Origin of the sequence: Neorhizobium galegae (genome assembly GCF_017877055.1) — a bacterium.
GTDB classification, from domain to species: domain Bacteria; phylum Pseudomonadota; class Alphaproteobacteria; order Rhizobiales; family Rhizobiaceae; genus Neorhizobium; species Neorhizobium galegae_D.
The window spans coordinates 636867-655756 of sequence record NZ_JAGIPG010000002.1; the positions used below are offsets into that span (position 1 = coordinate 636867).

At 59.3% G+C, this 18890-nt stretch carries 17 protein-coding genes; all 17 read left to right on the forward strand.

The window, feature by feature from the left end:
* Positions 1-101 precede the first annotated feature (101 nt).
* The 17 genes from J2857_RS13450 to flhA all read left to right on the forward strand — a co-directional run bounded on the left by J2857_RS13450 (position 102) and on the right by flhA (position 18889).
* A complete protein-coding gene (locus tag J2857_RS13450; RefSeq protein WP_210010647.1) occupies positions 102-1367 on the forward strand; it encodes a flagellin in 1266 nt (421 codons plus the stop codon).
* A gap of 249 nt (positions 1368-1616) precedes the next feature.
* Complete coding sequence (locus tag J2857_RS13455) at positions 1617-2885, forward strand: flagellin (RefSeq protein ID WP_210010648.1); 1269 nt, start codon at positions 1617-1619, stop codon at positions 2883-2885.
* Positions 2886-3213: 328 nt separating this feature from the next.
* On the forward strand, positions 3214-4503 hold the full coding sequence (locus J2857_RS13460; protein ID WP_210010649.1) for a flagellin: 1290 nt from the start codon (positions 3214-3216) through the stop codon (positions 4501-4503).
* A 260-nt stretch (positions 4504-4763) separates the two neighbouring features.
* On the forward strand, positions 4764-5405 hold the full coding sequence (locus J2857_RS13465) for a hypothetical protein (protein WP_210010650.1): 642 nt from the start codon (positions 4764-4766) through the stop codon (positions 5403-5405).
* On the forward strand, positions 5402-6724 hold the full coding sequence (locus J2857_RS13470; protein WP_210010651.1) for a MotB family protein: 1323 nt from the start codon (positions 5402-5404) through the stop codon (positions 6722-6724). The genes J2857_RS13465 and J2857_RS13470 overlap by 4 nt, the downstream gene beginning before the upstream one ends.
* A gap of 2 nt (positions 6725-6726) precedes the next feature.
* Entirely contained in the window at positions 6727-7998 is a 1272-nt protein-coding gene (motC, locus tag J2857_RS13475) for a chemotaxis protein MotC (RefSeq protein WP_210010652.1), read from the forward strand.
* On the forward strand, positions 7995-9452 hold the full coding sequence (locus J2857_RS13480; RefSeq protein ID WP_210010653.1) for a flagellar hook-length control protein FliK: 1458 nt from the start codon (positions 7995-7997) through the stop codon (positions 9450-9452). Before motC ends, J2857_RS13480 begins: the two co-directional genes overlap by 4 nt.
* Before the next feature lie 148 nt (positions 9453-9600).
* A complete protein-coding gene (locus J2857_RS13485; RefSeq protein ID WP_210010654.1) occupies positions 9601-10098 on the forward strand; it encodes a transglycosylase SLT domain-containing protein in 498 nt (165 codons plus the stop codon).
* Positions 10099-10378: 280 nt separating this feature from the next.
* Positions 10379-11050: a transcriptional activator Rem gene (gene rem / locus J2857_RS13490; protein WP_210010655.1), complete on the forward strand. Its 672-nt coding sequence runs from the start codon at positions 10379-10381 to the stop codon at positions 11048-11050.
* Between the two features lie 106 nt (positions 11051-11156).
* A complete protein-coding gene (locus J2857_RS13495) occupies positions 11157-12479 on the forward strand; it encodes a flagellar hook protein FlgE (protein ID WP_210010656.1) in 1323 nt (440 codons plus the stop codon).
* 45 nt (positions 12480-12524) lie between these two features.
* Positions 12525-13994, forward strand: a complete 1470-nt coding sequence (gene flgK / locus J2857_RS13500; protein WP_210010657.1) for a flagellar hook-associated protein FlgK — start codon at positions 12525-12527, stop codon at positions 13992-13994.
* A gap of 2 nt (positions 13995-13996) precedes the next feature.
* On the forward strand, positions 13997-15100 hold the full coding sequence (locus J2857_RS13505) for a flagellar hook-associated family protein (protein ID WP_210010658.1): 1104 nt from the start codon (positions 13997-13999) through the stop codon (positions 15098-15100).
* 35 nt (positions 15101-15135) lie between these two features.
* Entirely contained in the window at positions 15136-15483 is a 348-nt protein-coding gene (gene flaF, locus J2857_RS13510; protein ID WP_037085209.1) for a flagellar biosynthesis regulator FlaF, read from the forward strand.
* Complete coding sequence (gene flbT, locus J2857_RS13515) at positions 15480-15929, forward strand: flagellar biosynthesis repressor FlbT (protein ID WP_210010659.1); 450 nt, start codon at positions 15480-15482, stop codon at positions 15927-15929. Before flaF ends, flbT begins: the two co-directional genes overlap by 4 nt.
* Positions 15920-16360 (forward strand): flagellar hook assembly protein FlgD, encoded by a 441-nt coding sequence (gene flgD / locus J2857_RS13520; RefSeq protein WP_210010660.1) that lies wholly within the window; start codon positions 15920-15922, stop codon positions 16358-16360. The genes flbT and flgD overlap by 10 nt, the downstream gene beginning before the upstream one ends.
* 52 nt (positions 16361-16412) lie before the next feature.
* Entirely contained in the window at positions 16413-16679 is a 267-nt protein-coding gene (fliQ, locus tag J2857_RS13525) for a flagellar biosynthesis protein FliQ (RefSeq protein ID WP_037085216.1), read from the forward strand.
* Positions 16680-16801: 122 nt separating this feature from the next.
* The gene (flhA, locus tag J2857_RS13530) at positions 16802-18889 is read left to right on the forward strand and encodes a flagellar biosynthesis protein FlhA (protein ID WP_210010661.1); all 2088 of its coding nucleotides are present in this window, start codon (positions 16802-16804) and stop codon (positions 18887-18889) included.
* The last annotated feature ends 1 nt before the right edge of the window (position 18890 follow it).

Consider the following 18890-nt stretch of genomic DNA (forward strand, 5'->3'; position numbering starts at 1 on the left):
ACCAAGAAAATTAAATGGTTAACAAGCATGATGCTGTCCGCTGTTCCCGGTGAAATCCGGAATGTCCCTTTTCGTAATCAGCCACTCAAGGGGCACCTAAAATGACAAGTATTCTTACCAACATTGCAGCTATGTCTGCTCTGCAGACGCTGCGCGGCATCGCGACCGATATGGAATCCACGCAGAGCCGAGTTTCGTCGGGTCTGCGCGTCGGTACTGCTTCCGACAACGCCGCCTATTGGTCGATCGCGACCACCATGCGTTCCGACAACGGCGCTCTTTCCGCAGTTCAGGACGCACTCGGCCTCGGCGCCGCCAAGGTCGACACTGCCTATTCCGCCATGGAATCGGCCATCGACGTCGTCACCGAAATCAAGAACAAGCTGGTTGCCGCTTCCGAACCGGGCGTCGACAAGTCCAAGGTCCAGGAAGAAATCACCCAGCTGCAGAGCCAGCTGAAGAGCATCGCTTCCTCCGCTTCGTTCTCCGGCGAAAACTGGCTCCAGGCCGAAATCGGCGGCTCGCAGAGCGCGACCACCGGCATAATCTACGCCTCCAGCGAACTTACCAAGCAGCTCGTCGGTTCGTTCATCCGTGATGCCGACGGCAATGTCACGGTCAAGTCCATCAACGTCGTCCTCGACGAAACCAACGTCCTGTTCGACTTGAGCGGCGGCCGCGGCGGTCTTCTCGACGCCAACGCTCTCAACGGTTTCCGCGCCATCAAGTACGACGACGGCACGACCAACCAGAAGGAATACTTCGGCAAGATCAACACGTCGGCGTATTATGCGACCAACTCCGTCTGGAAGGACATCGGCGGCGGCGTCTTCATGCGCGGCGATACCAACGGCGTCTACTCTTCGGGCTCCAACGGCACCTACATGATCAAGGTTGGCGGCGCTTACATCGACGCAATCTACACGACCAAGGGCTACGACTTCTCGGCCGGCGCGACGGCGACGGGCGGCATCAAGTACTCTTCGGACATCTCGGTTTCCGACCTCGACATCACCCGTCTCGAAGACTACCGCGACTCCAGCGGTGTCAGCTACCTCGGCCTCGGCACCAGAGCCAGCGATGAAGATATCATGGCGGCATTGACCTCGTTCGTCGACGGTCAGCTGGAAGCGATGAACAGCGGGGCGGCCAAGCTCGGCGCCGTTGCGAAGCGGCTCGAGATGCAGTCCGACTTCGTCTCCAAGCTCACCGACTCGATCGACAAGGGTGTCGGCCGACTGGTGGATGCGGACATGAACGAAGAGTCGACCAGGCTCAAGGCACTGCAGACCCAGCAGCAGCTGGCGATCCAGTCGCTCTCGATTGCCAACTCCGACTCGCAGAACATCCTGTCGCTGTTCCGTTAATCAGACGCGTCACCGCACAAAGAAGCCGCGCCCTTTTGGGGCGCGGCTTTTTTTATGTCCCGATAGTTTTTGTTAACTTTCCTAAATTCCATTTAACCTTTGTTAACCATTTCCACCTTAACTGAGCTCATCGAAACGATGGGTTAACCAAGACGAAGAAAAGGTTAACAGGCATCAGGCCAAGCCAACGTTCACCGGTGTAATCCCGGAAATGTCCCTTCCATCTAGCCAATCAAGGGGCAAACCAAAATGACCAGCATTCTTACCAATATCGCAGCTATGGCTGCTCTCCAGACTCTGCGTAACATCGATAGCCAGATGCAGACCACCCAGGACCGGGTTTCCTCCGGCCTGCGCGTCGGCACCGCTTCCGACAATGCCGCCTACTGGTCGATCGCGACCACCATGCGTTCCGACAACGGCGCTCTCTCCGCGGTTCAAGACGCCCTCGGTCTCGGCGCCGCCAAGGTTGATACCGCCTATTCCGCAATGGAAAGCGTTGTCGACGTCGTCAAGGAAATCAAGAACAAGCTCGTTACCGCCTCGGAAGCCGGCGTCGACAAGGCGAAGATCCAGGCAGAAATCTCGCAGCTGCAGGATCAGTTGAAGAGCATCACGTCTTCTGCTTCGTTCTCCGGTGAAAACTGGCTGCAGGCCGAAGTCGGCGGCGCCTCCAACCCCACCACGGGCGTGATCTACGCGGCCAGCCCGGTCGTCAAGCAGGTTGTAAGCTCGTTCATCCGTGATCCCGATGGCAACGTCGCTGTCAAATCGGTGGATGTCGTTCTTAATGAAACGAACGTCCTGTTCGACTTGAGCGGCGGTCACGGCGGTCTGCTCGACGGCAATTCCTACAATGGCTTCCGGGCGATCAACTTTGACGATGGCACGACAAACCACAAGGATTACTTCGGCAAGATCAACACTGCCGCGTTTTACGCAACGGACGCGCTCTGGAAGGATGTCGGCGGCGGCGTCTACATGAAGGGCGACACCAACGGCATCTATACGTCCGGCACCAGCGGCACCTATCTCATCAAGGTCGGCGGCGCCTACATCGACGCTGTCTACACCACCAAGGGATACGATTTCTCGGCCGGTGCAACGGCAACCGCAGGCATCAAGTACGCCGCCAACATCTCCATCTCCGAACTGGACATCACCAAGCTCGATGACTATCGCAATTCGAACGGTGTCAGCTATCTCGGGATGGGGACCAAGGCCAACGACGCCGATCTCATGGCCGCCCTCAACTCGTTCGTCGATGGTCAGCTCGAAAAGCTCATCAGCGCAACGGCAAAACTCGGGTCGATCAACAAGCGCATCGACATGCAGGAAGCTTTCGTCTCCAAGCTGACCGACTCCATCGACAGCGGCATCGGCCGACTGGTGGATGCCGACATGAGCGAAGAGTCGACCAGGCTCAAGGCCCTGCAGACCCAGCAGCAACTTGCGATCCAGTCGCTCTCGATCGCCAATACCAGTTCCGAGAATATTCTGTCGCTCTTCCGTCAGTAAGCGGCGCTCTAGGCTAGGAGCGGTTTCGTCCTGCTCTGCTGGCGTGATAGCAAATATTCTGGAAAGAAGACCGCGTCTCGAAAGAGGCGCGGTTTTTCGCGTTTGGAGCGTGGCTTGCGCGAAACCTGCACGGTTGTCGGATAAGCCGTTAAGACTTCATTAACTTCTTGCCAATCCTCAACCGGGTTTGATAACTGTCGATTTAACGATTTGTTAAGAACGACAGACCGCCCGCATCTGTGATGCTGAGTGGCGGTACGCATGATGCCTCTCGTCGTTTCCGGTGAAGTACTCCGGATTTCCAGACCATTTGACCGAGGCACGGCCGATGACCAGCATCCTGACCAATCCCGCCGCTATGGCTGCCCTGCAGACGTTGCGCTCGATCGACCGCAACATGGAAATTACTCAGGCGCGGGTTTCCTCGGGCATGCGTGTCCAGACGGCCGCGGACAATGCCGCCTACTGGTCGATCGCAACCACGATGCGTTCCGACAATCATGCGCTCTCGACCATCCAGGACGCGCTTGGCCTCGGCGCCGCCAAGGTGGACACCGCCTACACGGCGATGGAAAGTGCGATCGACACCGTCGTCGAAATCAAATCCAAGATCGTTGCGGCTTACGGCGTCGGCTCCAATCGCGGCAAGATCCAGGAAGAAATCGCCCAGCTCCAGGAACAGCTGAAGAGCATCTCGGACTCGGCGACCTTCTCCGGCGAGAACTGGCTTCAGGACTATATTAGCGACGGCGGTACCAACGCCCAGGAGAAGCCGGTCGTCAAACAGGTGGTTGCGTCGTTCACCCGCACTGCCTCCGGTGAGGTCGCGGTCAAGACCGTCGACTATACGCTTGATTCCAAGACGGTCCTTTTCGACCTCAACGGCGGCAATCTCGGCATCTTGGACTCGTCCGTGAAGTTCGTCGCCGAAAGCGAAGTCGCCGTGGACATGACCACCTCCAACGGCACGATGGGTTCAACGAACGCGTCCTACGCCGTCTCGGTTCTCGCCGAAAGTCAGCTTATGGCACTGGGCGCGGATACAAATACAACTGACGCGAGCATATATGCTGTCGGGGGCAATTTTTATCTGAAGGTTGCGGAAGGCAAGTGGGCTCAGGTGACGACGACCGATCCGGCTACGGCACCGGCGGTAACGACCCCCGCGCACGACGATGGCACGACGAAATACTATTTCGTTGTGACCGCAGCGAACAATCTCAACAACCGAAAACTTGGCATTTCCGTCACCACGGTGGATATCAACAAGCTGAATGACCTCGTCGTGAAGATGAATACGATGGTCCCGGGTTCGGCGCCGAACACCGACGCGGTGCTTGATATGATGGAGCGTTTTCTTGACAAGCAGCTTCTGGCGATGACCAGTGCCGCTTCGAGCCTTGGCTCGATCCAGAAGCGCATCGATCTGCAGGAAAGCTTCGTCGCCTCGCTGACCGACGTGATCGACAAGGGTGTCGGCCGACTGGTCGATGCGGACATGAACGAAGAGTCGACGCGGTTGAAAGCGCTGCAGACCCAGCAGCAACTCGGCATCCAGTCACTCCAGATCGCCAACACCAACGCCGAAAACATCCTGCAGTTGTTCCGGCAGGGCTAAGATTGCGCGGCGCTGGTCGCCGCCTGATGCTCGGTCGAGCCTGTCTGCGAGGTTCGATGCAATGCGGTATCTTCATCCTCGCGCAAGTTTAACTTCCTACCGTTCCGCTAAGGTCCGGCGAAGTGTCTTGTGTCGCCGGGGACAAACGAATGGCAACCTTGTCGGGATGATACGATGATTGCAGTGGTGACGATTTGCGCTTTCGGGAGGCTCATGACGAGCCTCGAACGAAAGGCGACGGCAGGGCAGGGGGACGCTCGATGAGTGCTTCGCTCGCCCGCTACCTGAAGGATTTCAGCGAGCCGCAGGTCCCGCCGTTGCCCTTGCTGGCCGATGGTTTCGGCGATGGCTTCGAAGACGATCCGGCATTTCCCGCTGTCGTTGAGGAGCCTGTCGATATCGAAGCCGAACGCGCCGAAGCCTATGCGAAAGGCCATGAGGCTGCGTCCGGGGAGCTTCAACAGCGTTTTGATGAGGAGCGGCAGGCGCTTCTGACCGCGCATGCCGAGGAGATGGCGGCGCTGCGCGAAAAATATGAAACCGAGGCGGCTGCGATGATCGCGACCGGACTTCAGGGCATTGCCGGATTGACGGCCCAGGCGGTCAGCGATCAGACGGCAAGGATCCTGTCGCCTCTTCTCGACGAAGCGCTCGTCGCCAAGGCGATATCCGACATGGCGGATATCATCCGCAGCGCAATACTCGAAGGCGACGTCGGGACCTTGACCGTCCGCGGCCCGCTGCATCTGTTCGAAAAACTGAAAACAGCGCTTGGAGAGCCCACCCTACTCCTGCGCCATATCGAAGCGCCTGACCTCGATATTGCGGTCGACATCGGCGAGAGCGCCCTTGTGACCCGGATGTCCGCATGGCTGGCGAGTCTGAAGAAGGTATTGGGATGAGCGAAGGCGAAAACCATCACCACGGCAAGAACGAGGTCGTCATCGTCAAGCGACATGGCGGCGGACACGACGACGGCGCCCATGGCGGCGCCTGGAAGATCGCCTATGCCGACTTCATGACCGCGATGATGGCGTTCTTCCTCGTCATGTGGCTGGTCAACGCCGCCAACGAAGAGACCAAGGCCTCGATGGCGAGCTATTTCAATCCGATCAAGCTTTCCGACGAGACCCCGGCCTCGAAGGGACTGGAAAAGCCGGTCGATGCGGCCGAGGGCCAGGAGAACGGCGAGAAGTCGAAGGTCAAGGCGGAGGGCAATGTTCAGGGTTCCGCGGCGGCGACCGGGGAAGACATGACTTCGACGTCCGGCGACGAACCCAATTATTCCGAGGCGGATTTCTTCGAAAACCCCTATTCCGTTCTGGCCGAGATCGCTCAACAAGTGGGCCAGCAGGCCAATGTCAGCGCCAAGGGCGAGGGTGGTGCCAGCGATTCGGGCCCCGCGACCGGTGCCGACGGCGGTCAGGCCTACCGCGATCCCTTCGATCCGGACTTCTGGACCAAGCAGATGCAGATGTCGCATGCCGAAGGCCCCGAGCAGGCTGTGAAGACCACGGCGAGTGACGATCCGCTCGCCCAGATGGGGCAGGCGCCGCAATACCAGCAGGCACCGCAGTCCACTGAAGCCAACACGCAGTTGCAGCAGACCCAGATGGCTGTTGCCATTCCCATCCCGCGTCCCGATCCGACACAGATGGACAAACCGCAGACGGCGACGGGCGCGCACGCGGCGAAGCCCGCAAACCTCAACGGACAGAAGCCGGAAGATGGCGCGAAAGCGGAACAGCAGGCAGAGCTGAAGGCCGCCGACGAATTGAAGAAGGAAATCCAGCAGCAGATTTCCGGCGTCGCCGGCAAGCTGGCGGAAGGTCTTGTCGTGACGCCTGCGGAAGGCGGCCTGCTGGTGTCGATCTCCGACCAGACGGATGATCCGATGTTCAACATCGGTTCGGCCGTGCCGCGCCGCGAAATGGTGCTGGCGATGGAGAAGATCGGCCAGATCCTCAAGGATCGAAAGGGCAGCATCGTCCTGCGCGGGCATACGGACGGCCGTCAGTTCAAGGGTACCGAGAACGACAACTGGCGCCTTTCCATGTCTCGTGCTCACAGCGCCTATTACATGCTGGTTCATGGCGGCCTGGCGGAAGATCGCATCAAGCAGGTTTCCGGCTTCGCCGACAGACGCCTCCAGGTGCCGGCCGATCCGCTCGCAGCCGCAAACCGGCGTATCGAAATCCTGCTCGAGGCGGACGAGGGATAGTGATGGCTGTGGGCATAAAGTCCTTGGTTGCGGCTGGCCTGGTTCTCGGGGTCGCATTCGCGCCTGCGGCATCGGCTCAGGATCGTACGGACCTTGCGCCCTATGCGATGCTTCGGTCCTTGCAATTCGTCCAGGATTCCGTCGTGCTCGGCGATCATTCGGCCGCGGAAATGCAGCGCTTCATGCTGGGGACGATCGACCAGCGCCTGCGGACGGCGCCCCCGTCTATCTTCGAGGATCCGCGCAATGTCGATGCAGCACTGATCTATGCCATGAGCGGCGGCAATCCCGCTACGCTCGAATACCTGGCCTCGCGCGACGTCGCGGGCAATTTCGACAACCGCGTTGCCGACGGGCTGAGAAAATACCTCGGCGGCCGCGGAACCTTGATCGAAAAAAGCCTCAGCGAAATGGCCAAGGAATATCGGGACGAGAAAATCGGTCCCTACCTTTCGCTCGTTAGCGGAAACGTGATGGTCGCCCAGGATCCGAAGGGCGCCTTGGTTTTTTATGACTGGGCGCGGTTGACGGCGCCCGGCACGATCATCGAGGAGGCCGCATTGCGCCGCTCGGTGGCGATCACCGTCGATGCCAACATGGTAGCGCCGGCACTCTCCTATTCGCGGAAATACGCGCGGCGCTTCATCCATTCGCCCTACGCCAGCCAGTTCGCCGATTTCTTCGTGCAGCTGGTCGTCGGCCATTTCGGTGAGATCACGGAGGACGATATCGACGGAGCGCTGGAATTCATGGACGCCGACCGGCGCCGCGAGATTTTCCTGCGCATCGCTCGTTCGGCCGCGATCGCCGGTCGGAACGATCTCGCGCGTCTCGCCTCCGCAAAGGCCGAAGCGCTCGCCAAAAGTCCGACGCCCGAGGCGCTCGCGAAGCTTTATGGCGGGTTTGCCAATATCCCGACGAAGGACATCGGGCAGGCCATTCAGGCGATAGCCGACGTTCCCGAGGAAACGCTTTCACCGCGTGACCGTGCTTTGAGGCAGGCCGCAAAAGTGGTGGCGGAGCAGGTTGTTAGCCGGCCTACGGTCGACAGCCTCGCACAAGATAAATCTATCAAAGTGACTAATACAGAAGACGCGAAATCTCCAGTCGCGTTGCCCAGGAATGAGATCGCTGGGCCTGCCTCCGCCACGGAAAGTCCGATGGCCGGCACCGCTGCCAAATTCGATCCGGCCTTCCAGACATTCGTCGATAGCGGTCGTTCGAAATTGAGTGCTATCGACGAAATGCTGAAGGAGGAGAACGCTTCCAAATGATTACTGACATTCTTGGTGGTGGTAAGACTGGCGCAGCCGACGCGGCTTCGTCCACGAAGCAGGGCGTTGCCGGTCGCAAAGGCGCTGACGGTTCCGCTGGCGGCTTCTCCGACGCTCTTTCCGGTTTTGACCGAGATGCGCCCCCGAACAATGCCGACGACCTACCGGATGCGGACGCCCGCGCGACTTCTGCGGAAGAGCGCATGGCTGGCGACGTGAAACAGGGCAAGCCGAAGCCGATCATCGACATCAAGCCGCAATCCCTCCGCCGCCCGATCGAGGAGACGGAAGAGACCGCCGGCGCCTTGAAGCAGGCGTTGACGAACGAGCCCAAAGAAAAGCAGATGACCCCGGCTGAGAGGAAGCTTCGCGAAGCCCTGGAGGCCGCGAAAGCCGTCGCGCGGAAATCGGACGATGTTCAGGGCAAGCGCGCTGCCAGACCCGAAAAGGACGCGGAGGTCGAGACGGAGGGCGGCGACGGGCTTGATGTCTCCATGCTTGCCGCAGACGACGCCAAGATCACCGACATGCTGTCGCTTTTGACGAACGGCGAAGCGACCGGCGCTATCAACGCGATGGTGTCGAAGAATGCGCCTGGACAGCAGAACAAGCGAGCCAAGGGTCAGGATGACGATGGGCATGAGGTCGATGCCCTTGCCCCGAAGGATGTCAAGCACGCAGGCTCCGGCGACGCGGATGCGCTTTCGACGCCGGTGGATACGGATAAGAGTGCTCCCGGCACGCGTGTCTTCCGTTTCAGCAATGCGCGTAACGACCAGCATGTCGACATGGCTGTCAGCGGTCGGGGCGAGCGCAGCACGGCGGAATTCCGATCGTCGTCGGGCGGTGCCGCCGAAAACGTCACCGTGCTCGATGCGCGCCGCTTCCTCGGGCTCGCGCCGAATTCGAACGGCGCCAATCTCGCGGCGATGCTGTCGGGAGATGCCGATTGGGCGGGCGCCATGAGCCCGAGTTCGGCGCTTTCGAACGCAGCGGCGCAGAGCAGCACCGGCACAGTGGTGAATACGCTGAAGCTGCAGTTGAACCCACACGATCTCGGCGCTGTGACAGCCACGCTGCGGCTTCACGGCGAAGAACTCAATGTTCATCTGACCGTCGAAACCCGCGCGGCTTATCGTCAGCTCAGCGAAGACAGCGGCGGCATTCTGGATGCGCTGCGTGCCCAGGGCTTCGCAGTCGACCAGGTAACCATCAGTATCGCGCCGACGGCCGATTCTGACGGCACCAGCAGTCAGCAGGGGCAGTCCGGCCAGGCAGGCCAGCAGGCCATGGCTGAAGGCGGGCGTCAGGGCCAGGCCGCGGGCCGTGGCCAGCAGCAGAATGGGGAGCGACAGGCCGCAGATCACGGAACGAGGAACGCAAATGACGCGGCATCGGACAATGTTGCTGGCACCGCTCCTGGTAGCTCTCGTCCTGGTCAGCTCTACCTCTGAGGTCGGCGCCGGATCGCTCTTCAGTTCCGGAGGTTGGGGAGGGCAGCAGGGCGCCGCTGCGCCCGCCGCCCCTCCAGACCGGGCTCCAGCAACACGGCGCACGCCTGCCAGAGCACTCGCTTACAATGCGCCGAGCACCAGTGCGTCTTTGAATTCCGGCGTCTGCGAGCGGGAAATACAGGCTGCTGCAGCGAAATATGGCGTACCGGAAGGCATTCTCTATTCGGTCGGTCTTACCGAGACTGGCCGCAAGGGCAGCCTCAGCGCCTACGCAATGAACGTCGAGGGCAAGGCTTATTTTCCTCCTTCGCAACAGGCGGCGATGACAACCTTTTTTGACGCCAAGCGGCAGGGCAGGAAGCTCATCGACATAGGCTGCATGCAGATCAATCATTATTTCCACGGCGAAAATTTCTCCTCGCCGGAAGAGATGTTCGATCCGAAACGCAATGTGGAATACGCGGCAAAGTTCCTCCGGAACCTGCACGACAAACACGAAACCTGGACGATGGCGGTGGCACGATACCACGCCGGACCGAATAACAACCCCGCTCAGAAGCAATATGTCTGCCGGGTGATCAGCAATCTCGTCGCCACAGGCTACGGAGAGTGGACTTCCAACGCTTCCCGGTTCTGCACCGGCTAGGCAATCTCCAGTTGAATCGCTAAAATAAAGAATCGCAAAATTGCAGCGATTTGCATTTATGGCAAAAATGGCCATGCAAGTCTTCTTTTACGATGCGTTAATTTTTCCACCGGAAATTTGTGTCCGAATTTGGTGCACCCACTACATCTAGTGCAAATCGCGGTGCAGTTATTAATCAACTATTAATTTGTTTGGTTAACTTCACACAGCTTGTCTCGGATTCCGCCGATTCGTACCCATAGACATATTGAAACACCACAAGTGATTCGGAGGCGGACGAATGATCGTAGTGGTTGATGAGCGTGAGCTCGTGAAAGACGGTTACACATCTCTTTTTGGACGTGAAGGAATTCCTTCCCAGGGGTTCGATCCAAAAGAATTTGGCGAATGGGTGAGTACGGCGGCTGACTCGGATATTGCCGCGGTCGAAGCCTTCCTGATCGGCCAGGGCGAGCGTACGCTCGAACTGCCGCGGGCCATCCGGGACCGATCCATGGCACCGGTGATCGCAGTCAGCGATCAGCCATCCCTGGAGGCGACCCTCGCCTTCTTCGACAGCGGCGTGGACGACGTGGTGCGCAAGCCCATCCATCCCCGCGAGATCCTGGCGCGTGCCGCTGCGATCCGTCGCCGGCTGAAGGCGATCTCGAATTTCACCGACATCGGTTCGATCCGGGTGTTCTCTGACGGTCGCGACCCGGAAATCGACGGCGAGGTCTTTGCGTTGCCGCGCCGCGAGCGCCGCATCCTCGAGTACCTGGTCTCCAATCGCGGTCGTCGCGTTTCCAAGACCCAGATCTTCAACGCGATCTACGGCATCTTCGACGAGGAAGTCGAAGAGAACGTCGTCGAAAGCCACATCAGCAAGCTGCGCAAGAAGCTGCGCAAGAAGCTCGGCTTCGATCCGGTCGATTCCAAGCGTTTCCTTGGTTATTGCATCGACTGGAACTGATTTTTTAACAGGGCCTTGCCGCATATTTTCGGCGGGAAACGTAAGCAGACAGCTTCACGCAAGGCCCGCCACTTACTCTCTCCATCAGACAAAAAGGAGATTTCCTATGAGTATTTTCGGCACGATGAAAACGGCAGTCTCGGGCATGAACGCTCAGGCAAACCGTCTCGGCACCGTTGGCGACAACATCGCCAACTCCAGCACCGTCGGTTACAAGCGTTCTTCCACAGCGTTCTCCACGCTGGTTCTGCCCTCGACCCAGGGTTCGTATTCATCCGGTGGTGTCGAAACTAACGTCCGCTACAGCATCGCAGACCAGGGCGGCATTCAGTACACCACGTCGTCGACCGATCTTGCCATCCAGGGCGAAGGCTTCTTCATCGTCAGCGATCCGAACGGTACTCCTTACCTGACCCGTGCCGGTGCCTTCGTGAAGGACGCGACGGGTTTCCTCAAGAACACCGCCGGTTTCAACCTGATGGGTTATCCCTACGGCACGAACCCGCCGGCCGCCGTCGTCAACGGCTTCAACGGTCTTGAGGAAATCAACATCAACGACTTCGGCATGGTTTCCTCGCCGTCGACCGCAGGCAGCTTCCCGGCCAACCTGGACAAGGGAGCGGCTATCGTTCCCGCTGGCAGCAAGCCGAGCGATAACGTTGCCGGCAGCGTCATCACCAACAAGAGCTCGCTGACGGCTTACGATCATGCCGGCGCGAAAGTTCTCTACGATTTCTACTATACCAAGACTGCTGCCAACGAATGGGAAGTCACGGTCTATCGTCAGGATCAGGCCACGAATGGCGGCTTCCCCTACATCGGGTCCCTTGGTACTGCGGCCAGCGCCATCACGTCGACAGCAAAGCTGAGGTTTGATCCCAACACCAATAAGCTGGTAGCCGGCAACTACAATGCAGGCCCTCCGGTAACGGGTTCGGACAAGCAAATTATCGTCACCGACCCTACCGATGGCGCGACACCTGCACAGACCATTACCATCGACCTCTCGGACATGACGCAGTTCGCGACCGCCTTTACCCCGGGCAAGGGCATCATCGACGGCAACGCGCCGAGCCCGATCACCGACGTCGAAATCGGTGGCGACGGCCTAGTCACGGCGGTCTATCAGGATGGCGGCCGTCGTCCGATTTACCAGGTAGCCCTCGCAACGGTTCCGAGCATCGACAAGCTGCTTCCGCAGAACGGTAACGTCTACCTGCCGACCAACGACTCGGGCGTTGTTACCATCGGCTTCCCGCAGGCCGGCGCCTTCGGTCAAATCTACTCAGGCGCGCTTGAAAGCTCCAACGTCGATATCGCCAGCGAACTGACGGAAATGATCGAATCGCAGCGTGTCTACACCGCGAACTCCAAGGTCTTCCAGACCGGTTCCGACCTGATGGACGTCCTGATCAATCTGAAGAGATAATCGGACCGACGATCGAGAGAATAAGTCTCAAGAGGTTAGTAAAAAATGTCGCTCGCATCAGCATTGTCTACGGCACAGTCGATCTTCACCAACTCCGGCACGCAGTCGGCTGTATCGGCGAAGAACATCGCTAATGCACAGAACCCCGATTACACCCGCCGATCCGCAATGGTCGTGACCGGCGGCAACGGGGCCGTAATCGGTGACATTACACGATCCCACAGCGAGCCGCTTCTGCGGCAGACGATCGCAAGCTCGTCGATCGCAAGTGGCCAGCGGACGGTGCTGGACGGCCTCACCGAGATCAAGAATCTGATGGGGGGGAACGACAACGAGCTCTCCCCCGCCAAGCTGATTGCCGCCTTCCGCAACAATCTCGATGCGTTCGCCGGAAAGGCGAACGATACCGGCATCGGTATCGCCTTCATTTCGAGCGCCCGGGACGTTGCGGCTGGCCTGAACATCGCCTCCGACAAGCTTCAGCAGATCCGCAAGGATGCGGACGATCAGATCAAGCAGAACGTCACCGATCTGAATGCGCTGCTTGCGAAATTCGAGACTGTCAACAACCAGGTCAAGAACGCGGTCTCCAGCGGCGCGGATCCGAACGACTCTCTTGATGAGCGCGACGGCCTCGTCAAGAAGATCTCCGAAATCGTCGGGGTCACGTCCTATACCCGCGGCGGCAACGACATGGTGCTCTACACCACGGACGGCACGACGCTGTTCGAGGCGGTACCGCGCAAGGTAACATTCCAGCAGACCGCAGCCTTCGACGCATCGACGACCGGCAACGGCGTCTATATCGACGGCGTGGCGCTCAAGGCCGGGGATTCGGGCAATACGACCGCCAAGGGCTCGCTCCAGGCGCATATGCAGATCCGCGACAAGATCGCGCCCACGTTCCAGAGCCAGCTCGACGAAATCGCCCGGGGTCTGATCACCTCGTTTGCGGAAACCGGGCCGACCGGCGCACTGGTCCCGATGACCGGCCTCTTTACATACAAGGATGGTGCTGGCGTCCAGCAGACGGCCATTCCCCCCGCCGGGACGATCGTTGCGGGCCTCGCCTCCAAGATCTTCGTCAATCCGGTGGTCGTCCCTCCGGCAGGCACGCCCGACAAGGTGCGCGACGGTGGCATCAACGGTGCGGCCTACGTCGTCAACACGGGCGGCAGCAGCTACGGGGACCTCCTCGACAAGTACAACCAAAACCTGACCAGCCCGATGGCCTTCGATACGGACACGGAAATCGCCGATGCGCCGGACGTCCTCTCTTTTGCCGCGGACTCCATGGGCTGGCTTGAGCAGCTTCGCAGCACGGCGACCGCCGCAGACGAGACGAAGACGGCCATGCTGTCGCGCAGTCTTGAAGCGTTTTCCAGCAACACGGGCGTCAGCCTCGACGAGGAACTCTCGCTGCTTCTCGATATCGAGCAATCCTACAAGGCCGGCGCCAAGCTCATGTCGACGGTCGATGATATGATGAAGGCCCTTTTGGATATTGCGAGCTGATCATGAAGACCTCTTTCATTTCCACATTGTCGATCCAGACCACGATGCGAAACTCCATCTCGAACGTTCAGCGCGAGATGGTGAAGGCGAACCAGGAGGCTGTGAGCCAGAAGCACGCCGATCTTGGCGTGGCGCTTGGCGCCAACACCTCGCGCGCTATCGATCTTTCCCGCGACATCACCCGCACCGACTCGCTTCTGACCACGGCCGCACTCGCGACGCAGCGTCTCGAAACCGCCGAACTTGCGCTCAAGAGCATGAACGAGCAGGGTTTGAAGATTCAGAGCGCGATCCTGACGCTTGGAAGCTCGGCCGACGAGACGAGCCTGTCGACGGCGCGCCTGGCCATGTCCGACGCGCTGGACGCGTTCACCAACTTCGCCAACACTGCGGTTCAGGGCGAATATATCTTCTCCGGCATCAATTCCGACGTGAAGCCGCTGGACGATTACTTCGCTCCGGGGTCGCCGGCCAAGGCTGCAGTCGCCACAGAACTCACTCATTACCTTTCGGTGAATGCGATCCCGAGCAAGGAGCAGATGACGGCGGCCCAGATGAACGGCTTCCTGGATAACCTGGAAGCCAAGTTCAACGGCTCGGCACCGCTGACAAGCCCGCCGCATCCGGCGGCGGTTGCCGGTCAGGATTTCTGGAAGACCTTCTTCTCTGATGCGAGCGACGAAAACATGAAGAGCCGCATTAGCCCGACGGAAGTGGTCGAAAGCTCGACCAATGCCAACAGCCAGGGCATGCGCAACTTCGCTTTCGCATCGATCATCTCGATGGAATACCTGCAGACCGGGATGGACAAGGATGCCCGTGCAGCCGTGGCCACGCGTACCACCAGCGTCATCAACAAGGCGATGAACAGCGAGGGCAGCATCAACCAGCAGCGGACGTCGATCGGTATCTATACCGAACGTGTCTCCAAGGCTGAGGAAAGGTTGCGGGCGCAGAAGGACATTCTGACGACCAGCCTCGGAAGCATGGAGAACGTCGATCCGGAAGAAGCGGCGACCCGTCTCAACACGATGAAGACGCTTCTTGAAACTGCATATACAGTAACGGCAAAGATACAGCAGCTGAGCCTGGCCAACTTCCTTTGATGAATAAAGGAAGGCTCGTGACGAAGGATACATGAATGTACCAATTTTCATATGCCGAGATCATGGAGGACGGCGTTGCCAACGCCAAGGATCGCGAGCGGCAGGCCCTGGATCGTTCTATCGATCTTCTGATCGCGGCTCGCGATGAGAAGAACTATACGCGCACCACGGTTGAGGCTTTGTTCTATACCCGGCGTGTCTGGATCCGCTTTGTCGAGGATCTGAAACATCCGGATAACGAGTTGGCCAATGAACTTCGTGCGGATCTGATCTCGATTGCAATCTGGATACTGAAGGAATGCGAGAAGATCAGGAACCGCGAATCGACGAATTTCCAGGGCATTATCGATGTGACCACCATCATCAGGGATGGACTTAAATGAAAAGTACGCTTCGCATCTCTTTGAAATCCGGCGAGCGGATATTCATCAACGGCGCGGTTCTGCGCGTTGATCGCAAGGTCGCGCTGGAATTTCTCAATGACGTCACGTTCCTCCTGGAGAACCATGTTCTTCAGCCGGAAGATGCGACGACGCCGCTTCGGCAGCTCTACTTTATCGCCCAGATGATGCTCATCAACCCCGAGGGCAAGGAACAGTCGACGACATTGTTCCGCAAGTCGGTGGCAATGCTGCTGACCTGCTTTACCGATGATGAGATGCTGGCGGAGCTCAAGCGTATCGACGGCATGGTTGCATCGGGCCGCGCCTTCGACGCTCTGAAGGCAATCCGCGCACTCTACTCCATCGAGGACCGCATCCTCAACAATCGGGAAATCGCGCCGGCAACTGTCGAGCGGATTCGCAAGGAGATCGCACCGTGGCGGTAGACTCGATTAACACCAACAACCCTTATGCATTGGGTAATGGCAAGTCAGCGTCGTCCGACGCGTCTGCCGCAGGCCTGAACTACAACAACTTCCTGCAGCTCCTCATCGCCCAGATGAAGTATCAGGATCCGACCGATCCGATGGACGCGAGCGAGCAGATTGCCCAGCTCGCCACCTTCTCGCAGGTCGAGCAGTCCGTGAAGATGAACTCGAACCTGCAGTCGCTTATCCAGGCGAACTCGTTCTCGCAGGCCGCCGATATGATCGGCAAGTACATTACCAGCGCCGACGACAAGACCAGCGGTATGATCAAACAGGTGGAAATCTACTCCGACGGTCTGGTGGCGATCACCGATAAGGGTGATAAGGTTCTCATACAGCCCGGAATCATTCTTTCGAATCAGGCGCCAACGCCGCCTCCGACGACCTGAGACCGACGACGCGGCATGACGCCGAAACATTAAAGCAGACGGAGCCGGCGCAATGAATGAAGCCGATGCCCTTGATATCATGCAGGCGGCGATCTGGACGATCCTGATCGCCTCCGGCCCCGCGGTTCTTGTGGCGATGGTCGTGGGCGTCCTGATCGCATTTCTCCAGGCTCTGACGCAGATCCAGGAGATGACGCTGACTTTCGTGCCGAAAATCGTCGCCATCATGATCACGATCGGCATTACTGCGCCGTTTATCGGTGGCCAGATCAATCTTTTTGCCAATCTGGTATTCTCGCGGGTGCAATCGGGGTTCTGACCCGGTTGCGGCCCGCCTGTCCTTTTTCATCTACCCACCTTCGCGCAAGCTTCGCCCTTTAGGCAGGACATGAACTGGTAGGAGTATTTCCTGCCGCCATCTCATGAAGAGACGGGAAAGTCATGGCGCAACCACCTTCACTATCCATTCCGAAAGTAGCTCCGAACGGTCGCGACCTCGGATTTGCGGGCGGCATCGTCGCCATTCTCTGCATCCTCTTCCTGCCGATCCCGCCGTTCCTGATCGACCTTGGCCTTGCCTTCTCGATCGCGTTTTCGGTGCTGATCCTGATGGTGGCGCTGTGGATCCAGAGGCCGCTGGACTTCTCGTCCTTCCCGACCATCCTGCTCATTGCCACCATGGTGCGACTGTCGCTCAACATCGCGACGACGCGAGTGATCCTGTCGCATGGCAACGAGGGCCATGGCGCTGCCGGTAACGTGATCCAGGGCTTTGCGGGCCTGGTCATGTCCGGCGACTTCGTAATCGGTGTGATCGTCTTCATGATCCTCGTCACCGTGAATTTCATCGTCATCACCAAGGGCGCCACCCGTATCGCGGAAGTCGGCGCCCGATTCACTCTCGATGCCATACCCGGCAAGCAGATGTCGATCGACGCGGATCTTTCCGCCGGCATCATCGACGAGAAGGAAGCCCAGCGCCGCCGCTCCGAGCTAGAGGAGGAAAGCTCCTTCTTCGGTGCCATGGACGGTGCGTCGAAATTCGTTCGCGGCGATGCGATCGCCGGCCTCATCATCACTGCCATCAACATCTTCGGCGGCATCATCATCGGCTATTTCCGCCACGACATGCAGATCGGCGAAGCCGCCGATGTCTTCGTCAAGCTGTCGGTCGGTGACGGTATCGTCACGCAGATCCCGGCCCTCATCGTTTCGCTCGCAGCCGGCCTTCTGGTCACCCGCGGCGGTACGGCGGGCTCCACCGACAAGGCCGTCGTCGACCAGCTGAGCGGCTATCCGCGCGCCCTTTCGATGTCGGCCGGCCTGATGGCGCTTCTGGCGATCATCCCCGGACTGCCCTTCCTGCCCTTCATGGCACTCGGCGGCCTGATGGGCTTCGGCGCCTGGCTTGTTCCGCGCCGCATCGAGGCGGAGAACAAGGCTCGTCGCGAAGACGAGGAGCAGAAGGTCGTCCAGACCAAGGAAATGGAGAAGGACTCGGTCAAGTCGGTTCTCAAGACGTCCGAAATCGAACTCGCGCTCGGCAAGCAGGTCTCCACCCGCCTGCTTGGCGCCCACCAGGAACTCGCCTTCCGGGTCGGCAAGATGCGCAAGAAGTTCGCGACCCAGTACGGTTTCGTGGTGCCGGAGATCAAGGTTACCGACGACATCTCGATCCAGGAAAAATCCTATCAGATCCGTATCCATGGCACGACCATCGCGTCGAATGCTCTGCGGGTCGGCGACGTTCTGGTCGTGACCGGCTCCGGCCGCAAGCCGAGCATCCCGGGCGACGAGATTCGCGAACCCGCTTTCGGCATGCCCGCGGTCTCGATCCTCGAAACCTTCGCCGAAGACTTGAAGCGTGAAGGCTTCCACCCGATCGATAACGTCTCGGTCGTGCTGACCCACTTGTCGGAAGTCATCCGCAACAACCTGCCGCAGCTTCTGTCCTACAAGGACGTGAAGATCCTGATCGAGCGCCTCGATCCCGAATACAAGAAGCTCGCAGACGAGATCTGCTCGTCGCACATGTCCTATTCCGGCCTGCAGGCGGTGCTGAAGCTCCTGCTCGCCGAGCGCGTTTCGATCCGCAACCTGCATCTCATCCTGGAAGCGGTGGCCGAGCTTGCCCCGCATGTGCGCAAGACGGAGCAGATCGTCGAGCATGTGCGCGTTCGCATGTCGCAGCAGCTCTGCGGCGACCTTGCCGACAACGGCGTGCTGCGCGTGCTCCGTCTCGGCAACAAGTGGGACATGCTGTTCCATCAGGCGCTCAAGCGCGACGGCAAGGGCGAAGTGGTCGAATTCGACATCGACCCGCGCACGCTTGAAGAGTTCAGCGAACAGGCGACGAAGGTCATCCGCGAATTCATGGATCGCGGGCTGCCCTTCGTGCTCGTCACCTCGCCGGAAACGCGTTCCTACGTCCGCATGATCATCGAGCGGCTGTTCGCGACCCTGCCGGTTCTTTCCCATGTGGAACTCGCCAAGGGCCTCGAAATCAAGATACTGGGCGCCATTTCGTGAT